Raw genomic sequence first — 19,449 nt, forward strand, 5'->3', positions numbered from 1 at the left:
TCGCTCGGAGCAAGCGATTTGCCGGCGATTCAGCAGGGCTTTCCCGGGTCGACCTTGGCGAGGATCTGGTCGGCGATGGTCTTCAGCTGGACGAGTTGCTCCGGAGTCAGGGCGTCGATGACGAGCTCGCGGACGGTCGTGACGTGACCAGGAGCGGCCGCGACGAGGACGTCGTACCCGGCGTCGGTGATCGTCGCGACGGTGATCCGGCCGTCGTCCTCGGCGGGGCGACGCTCGACGAAGCCGCGCTGCTCGAGGCGCTTGACGACATGGGACAGCCGCGAGAGCGAGCCGTTCGCGAAGCCGGCCAGATCGCTCATCCGCCGCGATCGGCCGGGCGACTCGGACAGCCCGGCGAGCACGAGGTACTCGAAATGGCTCAGCCCGGAGTCGCGCTGGAGCTGGAAGTCGAGCGCGCCGGGAAGCTTGAACATCAGGGCCGCGAACGCCATCCAGCTCGCCAGTTCGTCCTGCTCCAGCCACCGCACCCCGTCGTCCATGAGCACATTTTACGACATTAGTTGACGCTTCAAGTCATCCGGGTCTAGCGTTGAGTTGATTCGTCAACCAATGACTGAGAGTGGGACATGAACGTCTTTCTGTGGATCGTCGCGGGGCTGCTCGCCGCCCTCTTCCTGGGCGCCGGCGTGATGAAGCTGACGCAGGAACGGCGCAAGCTGCTCGCGAACCCGAACATGCAATGGGTCGAGGACTTCTCGCCCGGCACGGTCAAGCTGATCGGCGCCGCCGAGGTGCTCGGCGCGCTCGGCCTGATCCTGCCCGCCGTCCTCGACATCGCCCCGGTCCTGGTCCCGCTCGCCGCGACCGGCCTCGCCGTGCTGATGCTCGGCGCGGCGATCACGCACGCCCGCCGCAAGGAGACGCAGCCGATCGCCATCAACGCCGTCCTGCTGATCCTCGCGCTGCTCGTCGCGGTCTTCCGCTTCGGCCCGAACAGCTTCTAGGCGCGCCAGGTCCACCGGCCCGCGAGCAGGGTCGAGTGGACCGGGAAGGCCCGCAGCTCGTCGATTGCGGCGAGCATCGGGTCGGCGTCGAGTACGACGAGGTCGGCCGGAGCGCCCGCACGCGGAGTCCGGCCGCCGCGGGTCGAGGCGTCCAGCGCAGCGCCAACCGGGATCTCCTGCTCCGGATGCCACGACTCGCGCTCGTCACCTGAACGATGCACAGCAGCCGCCGCCGACAGCCACGGATCGAGCGGCGCCACCGGCGCATCCGACCCCAGCCGCAACTCAGCGCCCGCCGCCAGCAACCCACCGAACGCAAAGGCTCGCCCAGTCCGCCCGGCCCAGTGCCGATCCGCCACGTCGCGATCGTCCAGCGCATGCACCGGCTGCACGCTCGCCGCCACACCCAACTCGCGGAACCGCGGGAAGTCCTCCGGCGCGAGCAACTGCGCGTGCTCGATCGTCCCGGCGCAGCCGACCTTCTCGAACGCGTCGAGCGCCAGCCGGTTCGCGTGGTCCCCGATCGCGTGGATCGCACTCGTGATCCCGTGGTCGAAGGCCCGTTGCATCAGCGGCACCAGCACCTCCGGTGGTACGACGAGCAGCCCGTAGGCGTCCTCGGCCATCCCTGGGTACGGATCGTGGCAGTACGCCGTCCGCGTGTTCAGCGAGCCGTCCGTCATCACCTTCAACGGCCCCATCGTCATCAGGCCACCGGTCTCCGGTACGGCGTCCCCCGACCGCAGCCCCTGTTCGATCGCCCAGTCGAGGTTCTCCGGGTAGACGCTGCACTCGACCCGGAGGACGTCGATCCCGGCCGCGTACCGGTCGCTCCAGACCTCCGTGTTGCGGGCGTTCTCCAGGTCGACGACCCCGACGACGCCGCGGGAGGCCGCCGTACGCGCGGCATCGGCGACCAACTCGCCGACGACGGCCGGAGCGGTCGCCAGCAGCTTCATCACGGGCGCGAACTCCGTCTCGCGCAGCAGACCGCTCGGCCGGTCCACCGCACCGAGCTGCCGCATCGCCGCACTGTTCAGCCAGCCGGAGTGCAGGTCGCCACTGGCGAGCGCGACCGGTACGTCGCCCGACACGTCGTCGAGCAGCGACTTGAGCGGCTGGTCCGGCCAGAGCCCGTCGCGGAACCCGTACCCGAGCAGCGCGCCCCCGGCTGGTGGCGGGTTGGTGGCGAGCCGGTCCCGGACCCGATCCGCGACCTCGCGCGCGGACGTCGTACAGGACAGGTCTAGGTGCTGACGGGACAGGGCCCACTGCTGGAAGTGCACGTGGTGGTCCCACAGCCCGTTCATCAGGTAGCGGCCGTCGAGGTCGACCACCTCCGCGCCGTCGGGCTCGGCGGACCCGATGGACGCGATCGTTCCGGCGGAGATCAGCATGTCGACCGGATCGGCCGGCGCGCCGTCGCGGACCAGGCGGGCGTTGCGGAGCAGCAGGTCGGCAGAAGTCATGGCCTTACTCTGCAGGGAGACCGCCGACAACGGAACGGAGCCCGGATGTACGTCGCCCCCGACTACGTGGAGCCTGACCTGGACGAGGTGACCCGGCTGATCGAGGCGCAGCCGTTCGCCACGCTCGTGACGGACCAGCCCGACCTGCGGATCGCGCACGTCCCGGTCCAGGTACGGCGGGACGACGGCCTGGAGATCGTCGCCCATGTGGCTGCCCTCGACCCGTTCGCGGAGTCGATCCGGCAGCGCGCCCGGATCCTGATCAGCGTGCTCGGGCCGTCGGTGTACGTGAGCCCGGCGTGGTACGCGAGCCGCGGTCTGCCGACGTACAACTTCGTGGCGATCGAACTGCGTGGGCAGGCGGTGCCGCTGGACGACCCGGACGCCGTCCGGGCGCACCTGACCCGGCTCGTCAAGGACCACGAGGAGACGCTCAACCCGAGCGACCCGGACGCGCGCTGGCGAGGCGACGAGTGGGCGCGCGACCGGACGAACGAGTTGCTGCCGGAGCTGCAGGCGTTCACCCTGCGGGTCGATCAGGTGACCGCGAAGGTGAAGCTGGGGCAGAACCGGACCGAAGCCGATCGGGCCAGCACGATGGCAGCCCTGCACGACTCGCCGCGCTCCGACCACCAGGCCGTCGAGGGCTTGATGCGCGCCCGGTACGACGACCAGGGCCGGATGAGATGACGTACGACGTGGCAGTGGTCGGCGCGGGCGCGATGGGGTCGGCGGCTGCGCGGGCGTTGGCGGCTGCCGGGCGCGAGGTCGTCGTACTGGAGCAGTACGAGCTCGGGCATGTGCGTGGCGGGTCGCATGGTGGCACACGGCTGTTCCGGCCGGCAGCGGACAACGCTGAGGTCGCGCAGCTGACCGAGCAGGCGCGTGGGCTGTGGCGGGCGCTGGAGGACGAGTCCGGCGAGACGCTGTTCGAGGTGACCGGTGGGATCGACCACGGAGTCGACGAGGCGGCCGTCGAGACCTTCCGGGCCCTGCACCCGACCGGACAGGTGCTCACAGCAACCGAGGCGGCCGAGCGGTGGCAGGGTATGCGGTTCGAGACTCCGGTGCTCTACCAACCTGGGTCCGGGCGGTTGTACGCCGACCGGACTGTCAGTGCACTGCAGCGAGTGGCGAACGCGGAGTTCCGGGAGCTGTCGCCGGTGCGGGCCTTGCGGGTCCAGGGTGATGTGGTCGAGCTCGACGTACCCGATGGGGCTGTGCAGGCGCGGCAGGTCGTGGTTACGGCCGGTGCGTGGGCGCCGAAGCTGCTGACCGGGCTGGTGCCGTTGCCGCCGTTCCGGGTGACGCAGGAGCAGCCGCGGTTCTTCGAGCCGGTGGCGGACTTCGACTGGCCGTCGTTCGTCCACAGGGGCCGCTACGGGTTGTTCGAACCCGGGTCCGGCGTGAAGGTCGGCCTGCACGCCACCGGTCCGGAGGTCGATCCGGACCAGCGGGACTTCGGAGCCGAGCCGGAACGGGACAAACAGCTGGTGCGGTACGTCGAGGAGTGGTTCCCCGGCCTGGACTTGACCAGGTCGACGGCGATCAGCTGCCTGTACGACAACACGCCCACCGACAACTTCGTGATCGACCGGGTCGGGCCGATCACGGTCGCGGCTGGATTCTGCGGGCAGGGGTTCAAGTTCGTGCCGTTGGTCGGTGAGTTCGTCCGCGGTCTGGTGACGGGCGAGGCGTCGGTTCCGTCGCGCTTCCGGCTGAGCAGCCATGTTGGCTGAGCACCTGGACGGCTTGGCGCTGGTGGATCACCACGTGCACGGGGCCGTCAAAGGACCCCTCGACCGAGCCGGCTTCGAGCAGCTGATCACCGAGTCCGACCGGCCCGTCCCGCTGTGGATGTCGACGTTCGACTCGCAGCTGGGCCTGGCGATCCGCCGGTACTGCGCTCCGCTGCTCGGACTGGCTCCGCACGCAGCACCGGACGAGTATCTGACCGCGCGGTCCCAGGCGGCCGACGTGAACAGCTTGTTCCTGCATGCGGCCGGGGTGAGCGACTACTTGGTCGACACCGGCTACTTGGGTGATGCAGTGACCGGCGTCGACGAGCTGGCGAAGCTCAGTGGTTCCCTCGCGCACGAGGTGGTGCGGCTGGAGGCCGAGCTCGAGTACGTCGCCACGCAGGAGTCCGACGTGGCCGCCGTACCCGATGCGCTGGTAAGGCGTTTGGCGGAGCGGACTGCTGGGGCTGTCGGGCTGAAGAGCATCGTGGCGTATCGGTACGGGTTCGACTTCGACCCGGCCGAGCCGAGTAGCGCCGACGTACTGGCTGCTCTGGATCGGTGGTACTCGTCGGGTGCTGGGCGAGTCGCTGATCCCGTGCTGCTGCGCTGGTTGCTGTGGACCGGCGCGCGACGCGGGCTGCCGCTACAGCTACACGTCGGCTTCGGTGACACGGATCTACAACTGCATAGAGCCGATCCGGTGTTGCTGACGGAGTGGCTGCGTCGCGTGGAGCCGCTCGGCACGCAGGTGGTGCTGCTGCATTGCTATCCGTTCCACCGCAACGCGGCATACCTCGCACATGTGTTCCCGCACGTGCACCTGGACCTCGGGCTCACCACCATGTACGTCGGTGCGCGGGCGGCCGCCGTACTGGCCGAGGGGCTGGAGCTGGCGCCGTTCGCGAAGCTGCTCTACTCCTCGGACGCGTGGGGTCCGGCGGAGCTGCACTTCCTCGGCGCCACGCTGTGGCGGCGTGCCGTCGGCTCCGTGCTCGACGGCTTCGTGGCGCAAGGCGACTGGTCTGCGGACGACGCCGTCCGTGTGGCCACGCTGTGGGCCCGGGAGAACGCCGTCCGCCTGTACGGCCTCGATCAGAGGTAGAGGCCGGTCTGGCCGTCCTCGAGGCGGCCGGCGGCGACCGCGTGCAGGTCGCGCTCGCGGAGCAGGATGTAGTCGTCGCCGCGGACCTCGACCTCGGCCCGGTCCTCCGGGTCGAACAGCACCCGGTCGTCCACCTCGACGGTCCGTACGTTGGCCCCGATCGCGACGACCTTCGCCCAGGCCAGCCGGCGGCCCATCTGGGCCGTGGCCGGGATCAGGATGCCCGCCGAGGACTTCCGCTCGCCCTCCTGCTCGAGGGAGACCAGCACCCGGTCGTGCAGCATCCGGATCGGCAGTTTGTCGTCGGAGAGCCGCTTGCGTGGAGTCACCGGCGGCCCACCAGCCGGCGGATCAGCAGCAGCACGGCGACCACGCCGACTGCGGCGCCGCCGACCGCGACGATCTTCTGGGTTCGCAGCTGGCCGCGCTCGTCGAAGACCTGGGCCCTCGCCTGCTCGACCTGCCGCTTGGCAACGTTCCTCGGGTGCGCCCGGTCGACCAGCTCGTCCACGGTCGAGGCCAGGCGCGCGCGGGTGGCGGCGATGTCCGCCTCGATCTGCTCGGCGGTCCGAGCCTGCGTGTCCGGCACCTGTCGACACTCCCTTCGTCTCCTGGACCTGCCCCGGAATGGCCGTGCAGGCCCTGCTGAGTCCATCCTCGCAGGTCATCGCTGCAAGTCGACGACCACCTTGATGTCTTCCGGTTCCCGGCCCAATGCGCTCGGCCACTCCGACAGCGGCACGGTCCGCGTGATCAGCCCCTCCAGCCAGGCCTTGTCGGCGGCCTGCAGGAGGTCGACCGCGTCCGCGTAGTGCCGCTTGGCCGCGTTCACCGACCCGACCAGCGCGGCGTTGCGGACGACCAGCTGGCGGTTGACGGCGTCCAGGGGTACGTCGATGGTCGCCGGACCAGGCGAGATCCCGGTCAGGCACATCACCCCGGCCGGGGCGAGCAGCTTGGCGCAGTCGAACACCACCTGCCCGGCGCCGGTCGCCTCGATCACCACGTCCGGCGTGACGTGCAGGTCAGCCAGATCGGTGAGATAGGTGCCGCCGAGGGCCCGGACCAGCTCGGGCTTGGGCCCTTCCGTGGCCCGGTCCAGCACGTGTACGCCGTACCCGCGCTGCGATGCGATCAGAGCGGCGAGCAGGCCGATCGGACCGGCTCCGGTGACCAGCACCTGCTCGGGTCCGTACCACGAGCGCGACCCGACGCGGTCGACCTGCTCCCACGCCTTGGCGAGGATGCTGGCCGGCTCCACCAGTACGCCGAGGTGTCCGAGCTGCTGCGGGACCGGGGCGGCGAAGTACGGGTCGACTCGCCAGCGTTCGGCGCCGTACCCGTCCATCTCCTTGATGCCGCGCTCGGTGTAGAGGCCGTTGCGGCAGAAGTCCCACTCGCCGCGTGCACAGGCTGGGCAGGGCTCCGGGTCGGGCCGGCGGACCACACCGGCCACCAGGTCGCCGGGACTGAAGCCGGAGCCTTCCGGGGCCTCCAGGACCCGGCCGAGCGACTCGTGGCCGATCACCAGGTGGTCGGAGCCCGGTCTGCCCCGGCCAAACCCGCTGGAGACCAGCTCCACGTCCGTGCCGCAGATCCCGGTGAGCAGTCCCTCGACCAGGATCGAACCGTCCGAGTCCGGCGGCTCCTCCACCTCTCCTACTGCGGCTGAGTCAGCTTTCCCCGTCGTGACTGTCATCGCCCGCATGCGCTCAGGCTAACCGGGTCATGTCGACGGTCACCTCGATTGCGGTCGCCGCGCCGCCGGAGTAGATGCCCTTGAGCGGGGACACGTCGGCGTAGTCGCGGCCGGTGGCCACCCAGACGTGCCGGTGCCCGATCGGGATGTCGTTGGTCGGGTCGAAGCCCCACCACTCCCCGGTCCACGCCTCGATCCAGGCATGGCTCTCCCCCACGACTGTCTCGCCCACCGCCGCGTCGGGCTTGGTGTGGAGGTAGCCGGACACATAGCGCGCGGGTACACCGACGGCCCGGAGCATGGCGAGCGTCAGGTGCGCGTAGTCCTGGCACACGCCCTCTCCGGCCTGCCAGGCGTCGACAGCAGAGGAGTGCACGCCAGTGGTGCCACGCTGGTACTTCAGCCTGTCGTGCACCCACTTCGACACCGCCAGCACGGTCTCCTGCGGCGTTATGCCCTTGCGCAGCGACCGGGCCACCGCAGCGAGCTCACGATGCTTCGGCACGTACGCCGTCCACTCGAGGTACTCGGCGTACCGGTCGAGGTTCTCCTCCGCCCGGATCTGCGTCCACGTGGCGTCGACGGTCGGCGCCGGTTGCTCGGTCGTCTCCACCACCGAGGCGGCAACGACCTTCAGCTCGGTGTGGGGCGTGTGCAGGTCGAAGGAGCTGACCTCAGTGCCCCAGTAGTCCGTGTACTTGTAGGCCCTGGTCGCCGGGACGGTCTCGAGGCGGGCGACCATGAGGTTCTGCCGGTCATCGCTGCGCGGAGTGAGCCGAGCCTCGTTGTAGGACTGTGTCACTGCAGTCGCATAGCGGTAGCCGGTTGTATGGACTACGCGAAGACGCCACTGTGCTCGATTCCTTCCCCGCCCCACCACCCCGGTCACAGGTTCACCTCCGCGTTGTTCCACTCGATCCACGGCACTGCATGGAAGTACTGCCTCGACACTGCCTCGCCGACCTCGCGCACTGTCGTCTGCAATGCCTGCAGCCGGCCAGTGAGGTCGTCCAGCAGCTCGGCCGGTCGCAGGAACTCCAGGTCGCTACGGGCCTTCCCCAGCAGCCGGGATGCCTCCGCACCGGCACCGATCCGGGCAGACGGCCCGTGGTCCAGCTCGACCAGGCAGGACTCAGCCTGTGTCAGCGCGTGGAAGGCCGACCGCGGGAAGAGCCTGTCCATCAGCAGGAACTGCACCACACGCGACGCGTCCAGCGCCCCGCGATACGTCCGCAAGTACGTGTCGTGAGCACCCGCAGAGCGCAGTACGGTCACCCATCCCGGCGACGTCGGCTTGTCGCCCACCCGGGACATCAGCAGTCGCACGATCATGTCGACCCGCTCCACCGACCTGCCGAGCACCAGGAACCGCCAGCCGTCGTCCCGGCTCATCGTGGAGTCCGCCAGCCCGGCGAACATCGCCGCCCGGTTCTCCACGAACGTGAAGAACTCGTGCGGCCCCACCCGGCGAGCAGCCCGCTGCCGCTCGGGTACGGCGTTCCACATGGCGTTGATGCACTGCCACAGCTCGCTGGACACCACCTCGCGCGCCACCCTGGTGTTCTCCCGGGCGCTCCCGATCGAGGACACGATCGAACCGGTCTCCGGCGACATCGCGACCAGCTCGGTCAGCCCCCACACGTCCAGCTGGGTGCCGTCCGGCGGGGTGATGCCCAGGACCGACAGCAGCGTGCGGCTCTCGGTGTCGGCGTCGACTGTCGCGTCCTCGAGCAGCTGATGGACCGACACGTCGAGGATCCGCGCCGTGTCGTCCGCGCGTTCGACGTACCGGCCGATCCAGTACAGCGACTCGGCGTTGCGTGCGAGCATCGTCAGCACCTCCCCATCACTGTTGCTGCTGCTGTTGGGCGATGTTCAGCTCCGGCCCCTGCTCCAGCGTCGAGGCCTCGTCCTTCTTGACCCCGGTCGCGCCCAGCCCGCGGCCGCGCAGCTCGGCGTCCTCGTCGGAGGCTCTGGGCGCCAGCACCCAGGTGTCCTTCGACCCGCCACCCTGCGACGAGTTGACGACCAGACTGCCCTCCGGAATGGCCACCCGGGTCAGTCCGCCCGGCAGCACGAACACGTCGTCGCCGTCGTTCACCGCAAACGGCCGCAGGTCCACATGTCTCGGCTGCAGCCGCTCGCCGACCTTGGTAGGCACAGTGGAGAGCTGTACGACGGGCTGCGCGATCCAGCCGCGTGGATTGGCCTTGATCCGGCGCCGCTGGGCCAGCAGCTCCTTCGGCGAGGCATCCGGCCCGAAGACGATGCCGTACCCACCAGAGCCCTCGACCGGCTTGGTGACGAGCTCGTCCAGCCGGTCCAGCACCTCGGTCTGCTCGTTCGGCAGCCAGCAGCGGTAGGTGTCGACGTTCGGCAGCAGCGGAGTCTCGCCCAGGTAGTACTTCAGGATCTCCGGGAGGTAGGTGTAGATCAGCTTGTCGTCGCCGACGCCGTTGCCGATCGCGTTGGCGATCACCACGTTGCCGGCCCGCGCCGCGTTCACCAGGCCCGCGACACCGAGCACGGAGTCCGGCACGAACTGCACCGGGTCCAGGAAGTCGTCGTCGATCCGCCGGTAGATCACGTCCACCCGCTGCTCGCCCTCGGTGGTGCGCAGGTAGATCACGTTGTTGCGGGCGAGCAGGTCACGCCCCTCGACCAGTTCCACGCCCATCTGGCGGGCCAGCAGCGAGTGCTCGAAGTACGCCGAGTTGTAGACGCCCGGCGTGAGTACGACGACGTTCGGGTCGGTCGCACTCGATGGAGCGGCCGCCCGGAGCGCTCTGAGCAGGTGGACGGCGTAGTCGCCGACCGCACGGACCCGGTGCTTGGCGAACAGGTCCGGGAACACCCTGGTCATCGTCCGGCGGTTCTCCATTACGTACGACACCCCGGACGGGCTGCGCAGGTTGTCCTCCAGCACCCGGAAGTCACCCTGCTCGTCACGCACCACGTCGATCCCGGCCACGTGGATCCGGACCCCGTTCGGCGGCGCGATCCCAGCCGCCTGCCGGTGGAAGTGCTCGCACGAGGTGATCAGCCGCCGCGGCAGCACACCGTCCGCGACGATCTGCTGCGATCCGTAGATGTCGGCCAGGAACGCCTCCAGCGCGCGGACCCGCTGCACGATGCCGCGCTCCAGCCGGGACCACTCCGAGGCCGTGATCACCCGCGGCACCAGGTCCAGCGGGAACGGCCGCTCCTGGCCGGACAGGCTGAAGGTGATGCCCTGGTCGACCAGCGCCCGGTCCAGCGCCTCGGACCGGGCGGTGAGGTCGCCCGGCTGCAGCGGCTTGAGCGAGTCGTGCAGCCGCTTGTACGCCGTCCGGACCCCGTCGACCGGGTCGAACATCTCGTCGTACGCGCCGGCGTGCGGACGCCGCGGGTCGAGGTACCCGTCGAACAGCTGGGGGCCCGCGGGGCGGGACGGTGCGCGGCTCATCTGCGCATCTTCACCCAGGTCGGCCGCGCTCGCACCCGGAACCGTCTCCAGTTATCCCGCACGTAACATTGCGCACAGTCAACCGATCCGTGTGGAGGGCCCTGATGTCCGAACGTCTGTCCGTCGGCGACACCGCACCCGAGTTCACCCTGCCGGATGCCGACGGCAACGAGGTCTCGCTGGCCGGCCTGCGCGGCAGGAACGTGATCGTCTACTTCTACCCGGCCGCGATGACCCCGGGCTGCACCAAGCAGGCCTGCGACTTCCGCGACTCGCTCGACTCGCTGCAGGCCGCCGGGTACGCCGTGCTCGGCATCTCCCCGGACAAGCCGGCGAAGCTGGCCAAGTTCCGCGAGCGGGACGCGGTCACGTTCCCGCTGCTGAGCGACCCGGACAAGCAGGTCCTGACCGCGTACGGCGCGTTCGGCGAGAAGACCATGTACGGCAAGAAGGTCACGGGGGTGATCCGCTCCACCTTCGTCGTCGACCCGGACGGGAAGATCGCGGTCGCGCAGTACAACGTCAAGGCGACCGGCCACGTCGCCAAGCTCCGCCGCGACCTGGGTCTCTGAGTCACCGTGACCGAGCCACCTGGTGGCTCCGGCAGGGGGAAACCTTCGACCGTTTCACGGGACTGGTCTATGGAACGGTCGTTTGAGTCGGCGATCCAGTGTGATTTGGATCACACGCCCATCTCAGCGGACCGCAGCCGGAGCGCTACCGTCGGTGAGTTTTCCAGCGTTCCTGTGAAAGACCGGTACTCCCGCACCCCTCAGCGTCGCGTTGCGGCCGTTCCGGGGGTGTGTCCGGAACCACGGCGATCTTCGCCGTGACCAGCCGAAAGCGGGTAATCTGCGCGCGCAGTCAGCCTCTGGGAGGGAGGGACCTGCCGCGATGGGAAAACATTCCTCTGCGGTGACGCGAAGTAACAACAACCGTCGATCGGTGTACATCACCGCGGTCGGGCTTCTGGTGATCTCGCTGGGCGCCGTGTTCGTGGTCCGGTCCTTCGGATCCGAGTCGGGAGCCGACGGCTTCCTGAGCGGCGGCGGCCAGTCGTGCGACGATCCCACGCAGATCTCGCTGAGCACCACGCCCGAGTTGCAGCCCGCACTCGAGTCGGCGGCCAAGTCGCTGGCCGGCAAGGGCGGCGACGACGGAACTCCGTGTCTGCAGTTCACCATCAGCGCGGCTCCCTCGGCGAAGGTCGCCCAGGACATCGCCGGCAACAGCGACAACCGTCCCGACCTGTGGATCCCGGACTCCTCGCTCTGGGTCGCCCAGGCCGACGACGGCCAGAGCGTGCCGACCGTCGCCGTACCGTCCGTCGCCTCCTCACCGCTGGTGCTGGTCGGACGGAACACCAACTTCGCCGACACCTCGTCCTGGCTGCGTGCGCTCGGCGGCGCCGAGCCGGCTCTGCTGGACCCGTTGAGCACGTCGCCCGGTGCGCTGTCGCTGCTCGCGATCCAGTCGGAGCGGCAGCGGACGTCGGCGTCCGACACCCAGGTTGCGTCGGTCGTCGTACCGCTGGCGCAGCGGCTCGGCTCGATGGCCAAGCCGTACACCGACCCGAACGCCCTGCTCGGCCGCGCCGACCAGGACAGCAGCAAGGTCGTCGTGCCGGTGTCGGAGCAGACGTTCGTGAAGTACCAGGACGACCACCCGGACGCCCAGCTCCGGGCGATCGTGCCGTCCACCGGCACGCTGGTGCTGGACTACCCGGTCGTGGTCACGGCCAAGTCCGAGGCACAGCAGGCGACCGACGCCGCCAAGGCGCTCGCCGCCGAGCTGCTGACCGACGGGTCCGGCCAGGCCCGGGACGACTCGGGCTTCCGGGACGCGCAGCTCAGCCCGCTGAGCGGCGGCCGCGGTGTCGGCGACGTCACCCAGCTGCCGAAGCCGAACGGCGAGACGATCGACAAGACGCTGCTGAACTGGACCCGGCTGTCGCTGTCCACGCACTCGCTCGCGGTGATCGACATCTCCGGCTCGATGGCCGAGAAGGTCGGCGCCAAGACCCGGATGCAGCTCACCATCGAGGCGGCCGGCGGCGGCCTGTCGCTGTTCCCGAACAGCGCCTCGCTCGGCCTGTGGACGTTCTCCACCAAGATCGGCCCGGACGACGCCGACTACAAGGAACTGGTCCCGATCGCGCCGCTGTCGGACCGGCAGCGCAAGAAGATCCTCGACAACCTGAAGATCCAGCGCCCGATCCCGAACGGCAGCACCGGTCTGTACGACACCGCGATCGCCGCGGTCCGGGCGGTCCGCCAGCAGTACGACTCCAGCGCGGTCAACTCGATCCTGCTGTTCACCGACGGCAAGAACGACGACCCGGGCAGCCCCACCCTGCAGCAGACCGTGAAGACCCTGGAGAGCCTGACCGACCCGGCCCGCCCGGTCCGGATCATCGCGCTCGGCATGGGCCCGGAGGCGAACGCCGACGAGCTCCGCGCCCTGGCCAAGGCCACCGGCGGCCAGAGCTACGTCGCCCGCAACCCCGGCGACCTGCGCCAGGTCTTCATCGACGCCCTCCAGAGCCGCTGAGCCCGGTCGCCTCCCCTAGGATGTCCTGCGAAGGGGAGGCGACTCCCTCGGCGAGAGTGGTGGAACGGCAGACACGCCGGCTTTAGGTGCCGGTGCCCCCGGGCGTGCGGGTTCGAGTCCCGCCTCTCGCACCTTGTGGCCCGTCCGTCCCCGGTCGATACTGCGACTGGGGACGACGGGAGGGGGAACGATGGCCGTTCCGGAGCTGGACGAGCTGAAGGCCAAGCTGCAGAGCATGAAAGACGGGCTGGAGACGGTGACCGACCAGGAATGGGCGGGCTACGTCAAGGTCCGGGACATCCTTGCCGGCGCGGACGCCGGCTCGGCGCACCTGGATGGGCTGCGCTGCGCCATGATGGGCATCTTCGAGACATCCGGGGAGCAGGGCACGTTCGGCGAAGCAGACGCCGGCGCTGTCCAGCGGTTCGCGAACCTCGGCGAATGACCGGCCGGCTGTCCGGGGCGCACGTCGTCCTGGTCGGCCACCCGGAACTCACCACGGCCCTGGCGGGGTCGGCGATACTGCCTGCCCGCTGGGTTCCCGCGCCGTACCCGGGACAGCGCGAAGAGTTGCCGGCGGTGATGACGGGAGCCGATCTGGTGATCGCGGCCGACGACGGTGCGCTTCCGGTGCTGCACTCCTGGGTCAACACGATCGGGCTGCGGCTAGGCGTGCCGACGCTGCACGTTGCCGTACGAGGGCACCGGGCGACCGTTGGTCCGCTGGTGCTGGCCGGCGAGGGCTCGTGCTACCTGTGCTGGCGGATGCGAGCGCTCGCGTGCGAGCAGGACTTCGCGGCAGCGATGGCGGTCGAGGAAGAGCTTGATGCCCGTCGCTCGCCGGATGCGGCCCGGCCCGTGCTGCCAGCGCTGCTGGCGATGGTCACTCAGGCGCAGCTCGCCGACGGCGTGCTGACCCTCGACGCGCGGACTGGCGCCGAGCAGCTGCATCCGGTGCTGCCCCGCCCGGACTGTCCGGCGTGTGCGAAGGTCCAGCGACCATCGGCAGCGGTCGTCACCGACATGGACGAGGTCGAACGGCGGACTGTCGATCGGCTGTGCGGTGTCGTCCGCGTCCTGGAGGTGATGCCGAAGGATGTCGACGAGCCAGAGCGTCCGTACGTCGTACGCGCCGAGCTGGCGAACGCTCACTTCCGCACCGGCCGCGACGCGTTCATCTCGTGCACCGGCAAGGGTTGGACCCACCGTGCGGCGCGTGACGGCGCGCTGGGCGAGGCCCTCGAGCGGTACGCCGCCATGACCTGGCACCCCGAGCGCAAGCTCACGTCGACGTACGACGGACTGGACCGGCCCGGCCTGCATCCGCGGGACCTGGTGCTGTTCGCCGACCACCAGTACGACGACCTGCCCTTCCAGCCGTGGCGGCCGGAGACCGAGCTGGAGTGGGTGCCGGCGCAGTCGCTGGTGACCGGCCAGGAGATCTGGATCCCCTTGCTGGCGACGCATCTGGGCTACCGGTCCCCGGCTGCGCTGTTCCCAGCCACGTCGAACGGCTTCGCGGCCGGCGCAGATCGGGACAGCGCCACGCTGCGAGCGTTGCTCGAGGTGGTTGAGCGGGACGCGTTCGCGATCGCATGGACGCATCAGCTGGCCGGCCGTTGCGTTGCAGCGGCGGACGTGCCCGACGAGGTGATCCGCGGGATCGCCGCGACCCATGCACGGCGTGGTGTCGAGCTGACGGTGCATCTGCTCCCGACCGACACGGCGGCCACCGCCGTACTCGCCGTCGCGTGGTCCGACCGGGCACCGGCTGCCGTGGTCGGGGCTGCTGCTGCGATGGACCCGGTGGTCGCTGCTCGGTCCGCGGTGCTGGAGGTGGCGCAGGTCCGGCCGCTGCTGCGCAGTCGGCTCCGGTTGCCGGCCGTCCGGGCTCGCATGGTGGAGCTGGCCGCCGCACCGGCGAAGGTCGCGACGATAGACGACCACGACCTGTTGTACGCCGACCCTGCTGCCGAGGGTCTGGGATTCCTCCGGGACAGCCCGCGCTTGCCGTGGCCGGACGCGTCCCCCGGCGACGACAGCCTGGGGGCGCTCGTGCGGTCGTTGGCCCAGGTCGCGCCGGACGTGCTCGCGGTGGACGTGACGCCGCCTGATGTCGAGGCCGTCGGCGTCCGGGTGGTGCGCGGTCTGGTGCCGGGCTTCGTGCCGATCTGGTTCGGCGCGAACCAGGCGCGGCTCGGCGGATCGCGGCTGCTGGAGATGCCGGCCCGGATCGGCCTGCGCCCGGCGCCGGCCCGGCTGGACGAGCTCAACCTCGCCCCACACCCACTGGCCTGAGATGCCCGACTTTCCGACCCCAGGACGAGAGGACCCGACGGCGCCGTGGATCCCGCTGCCGCCGGGCATCAAGCTCGACATGCCGCTGGCCGACCTGGTCCGCGACCGGGTGTCCTGTCGCGCGTTCCAGGACGGGCCGATCGGCTTCGCGGAGCTCGCGACGCTACTGCGGGTCGGCTACGGCAGCACCGGAGTGACCGATGACGGCCCGCTCTACGTAGTCGATCGACCGGTGCCATCCGGAGGCGGGCTCTATCCGCTCGAGCTCAGCGTCATCGTGCGCTGCGTGGACGACCTGCCGGCCGGGATCTACCACTACGTGCCGCTCGCGGTCGGCCTCGAGGTCGTCCAGGAGGCTGCGGTGCCGCCGTCATCCGTCAGCAGGCTGTTTCTGGACCAGGCGTGGGCTGCCGAGGCTGCCGTCGTACTGGTGCTGTCCGCGCGCCCTATGGACAAGTACGGCGACCGCGGGCACCGCTATCTGCTGCTCGAAGCGGGTCACGTCGCGCAGAACGTCGTACTCGCGGCGACTGGGCTCGCTCTAGGCGTGGTCAACCTCGGCGGCTTCCTCGACGACGAGCTGTCCGGCCTGCTGCAGCTCAGGGACGAGATACCGCTGTACGGCGCAGCCGTCGGCCGACCGGCGTCCGCCGACCGCACTACCCGCCGCGCGCTGGGCCGACTGGAGAACGGCTAGTCCGGCGGTGGATGACCGAGCCGGACTGCCAGCGCAGCCACCTCATGGCGGGACGACGTGCCGGTCTTGTGCAGCAGGTTCGACACGTGCACGCTGACCGTCTTCTCACTGATGAACAGCGCCTTCGCGATCTCGCCGTACGTCCGGCCGGCCACCAGGTAGGACAGCACCTCGTGCTCCCGCTTAGTCAACGAACGCAAGCGTTCCGGCGCCTCGTCCGGTACGGGCTGCGTCGGTTCCTGCAGCGGAATGCCACCGAGAGCCGCCAAGGCCTCGACCTGGTTGAGCAAAGGCCGCGCACCGACCTCGCCAGCAAACCGGTGCGCAAACCGCAGCGGTACGGCGACGACGGACCGGGCGGCCCCTTCGTCGAGGAGCGCCTGTGCCCACCGTGATGAGGCGACGGCCTCGTCCCAACGCAGTCCCGCGACGGCACACCGCCGTACGGCGTCCGCCCAGGCGGCCGAGGTGGACGTCGCGGACGCCTCGAACAACGCCTGCATCGCCGGTTGGATCAGGTCAGCGGGACCGCCGGGTTCGAAGGGTGCCGGCTGCATCGTGCTGCGCGCGGCGCGGAGGTTGTCGAAGGCGGCTTGGGTCGTCTGCAGGGCGTTGCTGTCCTGCCGGTCCCTGGCAGCGCCCATCAGCTCTGCCGCGGCGCGTCCTCCCCACACCAGCAGCTCGTCGGCGTCGCGGGTGTCGACGTTCTGCGCGCCGATCGTGTGCGACAGCAGGTCGAGCGCCTCTTCGGCTCGGCCGGTGGCGAGCAGGTACTCCGCCAGGACCGGCTGCGAGAACAGGCCCACCCGGCTCTCGAGTCCCGGGATCAGTTCCTTCGCCCGCTCGAGGTGCAGGCCCGCGACGTCCGTGTCGCCTTGCCGCACCGCCAACGCGGCCGCACTCAGGCGAACCATCGCGGCCGCATTCGGCAGACCACTCAGGGAGAGTCCTTCCCGGATGACCTCCGCGCTCTCCTGCAGGCGCCCGAACATCAGCAGGTGGTGGGACAGCAGCCCGGCCGCGAAGACCGCCACCGACTGCGCTCCGGCGTTGAGGGCGAACGCGAGGAACCGCTTGGTGGGGTCGATGCACTCGTCGACCCGGCCGCGCCGGCTCAGGTAGTTCTGGCGGATCACGAGCATCCGCCAGATCAGTTCCGGATCGCCGGTCTCCTCGGCGAATCCCAAGCCGGTGGCGGTGTCCTGGTCCGCTCGCTCACTGTGGCGGTCAGCATTTCCGCGAGCGGCGTACGCAAGGCTCAACGCCGCCTTCGCACCCGAGCGGTGAGCGGCCTGCACGGCTTCTTCGGCGTACGTCGCGGACAGCTCGAGCTCGTTGTTCCACCACTGGCACCAGCTCAGGTAGGCAAGGGCTTCGGCGTACTCCTCGCTGTCGGGGAAGCCCCGGCTGAGCTCGACCGCGTGCTCCGCCTCGGCGATCGGGCGCCCACGGGTCCGGCCGGTCGCGAAGGCCGAGTCCGCCCAGCGTCTGAGCAGCCGGCAGGCCTGGAGCGGGTCCGTGCGTTCGTCCACGAGTTCGCGCGCGCGGCTCCACGCCTGGAAGCTCGCCTCGCCGTCGCCGACCAGGTCGTTCGCCCGCGCGACCCGCTCCAGCAGGCGCACCTCGTCGTCGACCTTTCCAGTGTGGATCATCAGGCTTGCCGCCCGACGCAGATGGACCGCCTCCTCGCGCCGGGCCTTGATCCCGCTCGCCAGGTCGGCCGCTCGCAGCGACGCCTCGAAACAGGCCTTCAGGTCACCGGCAGCCTCATAGTGCAACGCGAGATCGCCCTGTCGCTGGACCTCGTCGAGGCCGGTCGCCGGACGCGCGGCAAGCGTCTTCGCCCAGGCGGCGTGCACCGACTCGGCCTCGCCGGGCACGAAGGTCGCGTACAGAACTTCGGCCAGCAACGAGTGCCGGAACCAGCACAAGCCCGCCCCCTGCGCCACGGTGATCCCGGTGTTCGTCGCCTCGGCCAGCGCGCTGGTCACCGCAGCAGGACCGATCCCGTGCGCCGAGGCGACCTCCCGCAGGTCGTCGATCGACGTCGGCCGGCCCGCGACCGCCAGCAGCCGCATGACCTCGCGCGCCGTCGCCAGAAGCCGGTGCCAGGCGGCGAGCAACGCGCCGCTCAGCTCGGCCGGCAGACCGGCGGGCAGTTCGTCGGCGGTCACCGGGACTCCCTCGAGGAGTAGCTCGCTGAGATAGGGGTTGCCGTCGGACCGTCGTACGACGTCGTCCACCAGGCGGTGATGTGGACGCCCGCCGAGCAACATCGCCACCTGCTGCTCGGTCTCGTCCCAGCTCAACCGGTCCAGGCGTACGACGCTCACCGCCGGCAGCCGGCGGAGATCCGCCAGCCAGCTGTGCATCGGATGACCGGTGCCGAGCTCCTCGTCGCGACACGTCGTCAGGACCGCCAGCCGCTGCCGGCGGAATCCGGCCACCAGATAGGCCAGCGCGTCCCGCGACGCCGGATCGGCCCACTGCACGTCGTCCACGACGAGAACCGTCGGCCGGCGCACGGCGATCGCCATCACCAGCGCATCGACCACGGACAACAGCCGGACCTCACGGTCGTCGGCGAAGCCTCCCAGCGACGGCAACAACTCGCCTGCGGCCGGGACTGCCTTGAGCACCTCGGTCACCTCAGCGGGCTCGGCCGACTCGACCCAACCCTCCAGTGCGGAGACCAGCGGCCCGTACGGCGAGTCCACCGCGCCGAAGCGGACACAGCGTCCCCACAAGACGGCGATGCCGCTGTCTGCGGCCTCGGCGCAGACGGCCTGGACCAGACGGGTCTTGCCCACACCTGCCTCACCGTGCACGAAGACCGCACACGGCCGACCTTCGGCTGCTCCCCGGATCGCGGATCCGAGGACCTCCGCTTCCTCGACCCGACCCGCAAGCCCGGCAGCTCCCCCTCCCACAGGGTTCAGTCTGCGCCCGCCGGCCTGGCCTGTCTGTACCAGCTGTCCGGCGTGCAGGCCCGCCGGACAGCTGGTCCCCCTCCTCCGGATACGCCTACGTGGCCGCGCGGTGGTGCCTGCGGAGCATCCAGATCCCGCCGAACGCGAGTCCGGCGGCGCCGAGCGCGGAGGCGCCGACCTGCAGCGCGGTGTCTCCGGTGTCGGCCTTGCTGACCTCGGCAGCGGGCACGTCCTGCACGGGCGTCACGCCGTACCGCGGGTGGCGCTGCGGCTGCTCGTACGCCGGGTCGTAGTTCGGGTAGCTGTACTCGGGGACCTTGGCACCGTCACCGGGGTAACCGGTGCCTTCGTCCGGCCAACCGGGCGGATCCGTCGAGACCGCGGTGAACTCCCGGTCCGGATGCGGGTCGGCGGCGGCTTCGGTGGCGGTGAACGCGAACGCGCCCACTGCGGTTGCGGACAGTGCGAGGGCTGACCACCTGCGGTTCATGATTCCTCCTGTGAGACCGGCGGCGGATTCGCCGCTTGATCTCACGATCGGATTCCGGCCCC

At 70.2% G+C, this 19,449-nt stretch carries 19 protein-coding genes and 1 tRNA gene; 10 read left to right on the forward strand and 10 right to left on the reverse strand.

Annotated features, from left to right (window positions below):
- Nucleotides 1-29: 29 nt before the first annotated feature.
- A complete protein-coding gene (locus tag ACIBGM_RS08040) occupies nucleotides 30-500 on the reverse strand; it encodes a MarR family transcriptional regulator (RefSeq protein WP_360529063.1) in 471 nt (156 codons plus the stop codon).
- An 87-nt stretch (nucleotides 501-587) separates the two neighbouring features.
- On the opposite strand from ACIBGM_RS08040, the gene ACIBGM_RS08045 reads away from it, so the two are divergent.
- Nucleotides 588-965 (forward strand): DoxX family protein, encoded by a 378-nt coding sequence (locus tag ACIBGM_RS08045; protein WP_360529060.1) that lies wholly within the window; start codon nucleotides 588-590, stop codon nucleotides 963-965.
- Here ACIBGM_RS08045 and ACIBGM_RS08050 read toward each other — a convergent pair.
- The gene (locus ACIBGM_RS08050; protein WP_396384871.1) at nucleotides 962-2,434 is read right to left on the reverse strand and encodes an amidohydrolase; all 1,473 of its coding nucleotides are present in this window, start codon (nucleotides 2,432-2,434) and stop codon (nucleotides 962-964) included. The genes ACIBGM_RS08045 and ACIBGM_RS08050 overlap by 4 nt on opposite strands.
- A gap of 45 nt (nucleotides 2,435-2,479) precedes the next feature.
- Here ACIBGM_RS08050 and ACIBGM_RS08055 point away from each other — a divergent pair, with 45 nt between their 5' ends.
- Genes ACIBGM_RS08055 through ACIBGM_RS08065 form a run of 3 tightly spaced genes read left to right on the forward strand, consistent with a single transcriptional unit; the run spans nucleotide 2,480 to nucleotide 5,278 of the window.
- A complete protein-coding gene (locus ACIBGM_RS08055) occupies nucleotides 2,480-3,124 on the forward strand; it encodes an FMN-binding negative transcriptional regulator (RefSeq protein WP_396384872.1) in 645 nt (214 codons plus the stop codon).
- The gene (locus ACIBGM_RS08060) at nucleotides 3,121-4,173 is read left to right on the forward strand and encodes an FAD-dependent oxidoreductase (RefSeq protein ID WP_360529051.1); all 1,053 of its coding nucleotides are present in this window, start codon (nucleotides 3,121-3,123) and stop codon (nucleotides 4,171-4,173) included. Before ACIBGM_RS08055 ends, ACIBGM_RS08060 begins: the two co-directional genes overlap by 4 nt.
- A complete protein-coding gene (locus ACIBGM_RS08065; RefSeq protein ID WP_396384873.1) occupies nucleotides 4,166-5,278 on the forward strand; it encodes an amidohydrolase family protein in 1,113 nt (370 codons plus the stop codon). The genes ACIBGM_RS08060 and ACIBGM_RS08065 overlap by 8 nt, the downstream gene beginning before the upstream one ends.
- Here the strand turns inward: ACIBGM_RS08065 and ACIBGM_RS08070 are convergent.
- From ACIBGM_RS08070 to ACIBGM_RS08095, 6 genes are all read right to left on the reverse strand, one after another.
- Nucleotides 5,269-5,562 (reverse strand): co-chaperone GroES, encoded by a 294-nt coding sequence (locus ACIBGM_RS08070; protein ID WP_131362142.1) that lies wholly within the window; start codon nucleotides 5,560-5,562, stop codon nucleotides 5,269-5,271. The genes ACIBGM_RS08065 and ACIBGM_RS08070 overlap by 10 nt on opposite strands.
- A 41-nt stretch (nucleotides 5,563-5,603) precedes the next feature.
- Nucleotides 5,604-5,867, reverse strand: a complete 264-nt coding sequence (locus tag ACIBGM_RS08075) for a DUF3618 domain-containing protein (protein ID WP_360529046.1) — start codon at nucleotides 5,865-5,867, stop codon at nucleotides 5,604-5,606.
- A gap of 75 nt (nucleotides 5,868-5,942) precedes the next feature.
- The gene (locus ACIBGM_RS08080; protein ID WP_396384874.1) at nucleotides 5,943-6,986 is read right to left on the reverse strand and encodes a glucose 1-dehydrogenase; all 1,044 of its coding nucleotides are present in this window, start codon (nucleotides 6,984-6,986) and stop codon (nucleotides 5,943-5,945) included.
- Nucleotides 6,987-6,990: 4 nt separating this feature from the next.
- Nucleotides 6,991-7,866 (reverse strand): transglutaminase domain-containing protein, encoded by an 876-nt coding sequence (locus ACIBGM_RS08085; RefSeq protein ID WP_396384875.1) that lies wholly within the window; start codon nucleotides 7,864-7,866, stop codon nucleotides 6,991-6,993.
- A complete protein-coding gene (locus ACIBGM_RS08090; RefSeq protein WP_360529040.1) occupies nucleotides 7,863-8,807 on the reverse strand; it encodes an alpha-E domain-containing protein in 945 nt (314 codons plus the stop codon). The genes ACIBGM_RS08085 and ACIBGM_RS08090 overlap by 4 nt, the downstream gene beginning before the upstream one ends.
- A 16-nt stretch (nucleotides 8,808-8,823) precedes the next feature.
- Entirely contained in the window at nucleotides 8,824-10,332 is a 1,509-nt protein-coding gene (locus tag ACIBGM_RS08095; RefSeq protein WP_396384917.1) for a circularly permuted type 2 ATP-grasp protein, read from the reverse strand.
- A gap of 194 nt (nucleotides 10,333-10,526) precedes the next feature.
- Here ACIBGM_RS08095 and bcp point away from each other — a divergent pair, with 194 nt between their 5' ends.
- The 6 genes from bcp (at nucleotide 10,527) to ACIBGM_RS08125 (ending at nucleotide 15,967) form a co-directional block, all read left to right on the forward strand.
- The gene (bcp, locus tag ACIBGM_RS08100) at nucleotides 10,527-10,994 is read left to right on the forward strand and encodes a thioredoxin-dependent thiol peroxidase (RefSeq protein ID WP_360529034.1); all 468 of its coding nucleotides are present in this window, start codon (nucleotides 10,527-10,529) and stop codon (nucleotides 10,992-10,994) included.
- A 373-nt stretch (nucleotides 10,995-11,367) separates the two neighbouring features.
- Nucleotides 11,368-12,972, forward strand: coding sequence for a substrate-binding domain-containing protein (locus ACIBGM_RS08105; RefSeq protein ID WP_360529031.1), 1,605 nt, complete (start codon nucleotides 11,368-11,370; stop codon nucleotides 12,970-12,972).
- Between the two features lie 50 nt (nucleotides 12,973-13,022).
- Nucleotides 13,023-13,103 (forward strand) — tRNA-Leu (locus tag ACIBGM_RS08110).
- 59 nt (nucleotides 13,104-13,162) lie between these two features.
- Nucleotides 13,163-13,417, forward strand: a complete 255-nt coding sequence (locus tag ACIBGM_RS08115) for a hypothetical protein (RefSeq protein WP_360529028.1) — start codon at nucleotides 13,163-13,165, stop codon at nucleotides 13,415-13,417.
- On the forward strand, nucleotides 13,414-15,270 hold the full coding sequence (locus ACIBGM_RS08120; protein WP_396384876.1) for a TOMM precursor leader peptide-binding protein: 1,857 nt from the start codon (nucleotides 13,414-13,416) through the stop codon (nucleotides 15,268-15,270). Before ACIBGM_RS08115 ends, ACIBGM_RS08120 begins: the two co-directional genes overlap by 4 nt.
- A gap of 1 nt (nucleotide 15,271) precedes the next feature.
- On the forward strand, nucleotides 15,272-15,967 hold the full coding sequence (locus ACIBGM_RS08125) for a SagB/ThcOx family dehydrogenase (protein ID WP_396384877.1): 696 nt from the start codon (nucleotides 15,272-15,274) through the stop codon (nucleotides 15,965-15,967).
- Here the strand turns inward: ACIBGM_RS08125 and ACIBGM_RS08130 are convergent.
- Both ACIBGM_RS08130 and ACIBGM_RS08135 read right to left on the reverse strand, forming a co-directional pair.
- A complete protein-coding gene (locus ACIBGM_RS08130; protein ID WP_396384878.1) occupies nucleotides 15,964-18,897 on the reverse strand; it encodes an AAA family ATPase in 2,934 nt (977 codons plus the stop codon). The genes ACIBGM_RS08125 and ACIBGM_RS08130 overlap by 4 nt on opposite strands.
- Nucleotides 18,898-18,991: 94 nt before the next feature.
- Nucleotides 18,992-19,387, reverse strand: a complete 396-nt coding sequence (locus ACIBGM_RS08135) for a hypothetical protein (RefSeq protein ID WP_360529016.1) — start codon at nucleotides 19,385-19,387, stop codon at nucleotides 18,992-18,994.
- Nucleotides 19,388-19,449: the final 62 nt, after the last annotated feature.

The sequence above is a fragment of the Kribbella sp. NPDC050470 genome (assembly GCF_044458365.1).
In the GTDB taxonomy this organism is placed as follows: Bacteria; Actinomycetota; Actinomycetes; order Propionibacteriales; family Kribbellaceae; genus Kribbella.

Coding starts and splice junctions, on each gene's coding strand:
- ACIBGM_RS08055 (WP_396384872.1), top strand. CDS start 2,480: ATGTACGTCGCCCCCGACTACGTGGAGCCTGACCTGGACGAGGTGACC.
- ACIBGM_RS08040 (WP_360529063.1), bottom strand. CDS start 500: ATGGACGACGGGGTGCGGTGGCTGGAGCAGGACGAACTGGCGAGCTGG.
- ACIBGM_RS08090 (WP_360529040.1), bottom strand. CDS start 8,807: ATGCTCGCACGCAACGCCGAGTCGCTGTACTGGATCGGCCGGTACGTC.
- ACIBGM_RS08080 (WP_396384874.1), bottom strand. CDS start 6,986: ATGCGGGCGATGACAGTCACGACGGGGAAAGCTGACTCAGCCGCAGTA.
- ACIBGM_RS08070 (WP_131362142.1), bottom strand. CDS start 5,562: ATGCTGCACGACCGGGTGCTGGTCTCCCTCGAGCAGGAGGGCGAGCGG.
- ACIBGM_RS08120 (WP_396384876.1), top strand. CDS start 13,414: ATGACCGGCCGGCTGTCCGGGGCGCACGTCGTCCTGGTCGGCCACCCG.
- ACIBGM_RS08050 (WP_396384871.1), bottom strand. CDS start 2,434: ATGACTTCTGCCGACCTGCTGCTCCGCAACGCCCGCCTGGTCCGCGAC.
- bcp (WP_360529034.1), top strand. CDS start 10,527: ATGTCCGAACGTCTGTCCGTCGGCGACACCGCACCCGAGTTCACCCTG.
- ACIBGM_RS08045 (WP_360529060.1), top strand. CDS start 588: ATGAACGTCTTTCTGTGGATCGTCGCGGGGCTGCTCGCCGCCCTCTTC.
- ACIBGM_RS08135 (WP_360529016.1), bottom strand. CDS start 19,387: ATGAACCGCAGGTGGTCAGCCCTCGCACTGTCCGCAACCGCAGTGGGC.
- ACIBGM_RS08115 (WP_360529028.1), top strand. CDS start 13,163: ATGGCCGTTCCGGAGCTGGACGAGCTGAAGGCCAAGCTGCAGAGCATG.
- ACIBGM_RS08125 (WP_396384877.1), top strand. CDS start 15,272: ATGCCCGACTTTCCGACCCCAGGACGAGAGGACCCGACGGCGCCGTGG.
- ACIBGM_RS08095 (WP_396384917.1), bottom strand. CDS start 10,332: ATGTTCGACCCGGTCGACGGGGTCCGGACGGCGTACAAGCGGCTGCAC.
- ACIBGM_RS08060 (WP_360529051.1), top strand. CDS start 3,121: ATGACGTACGACGTGGCAGTGGTCGGCGCGGGCGCGATGGGGTCGGCG.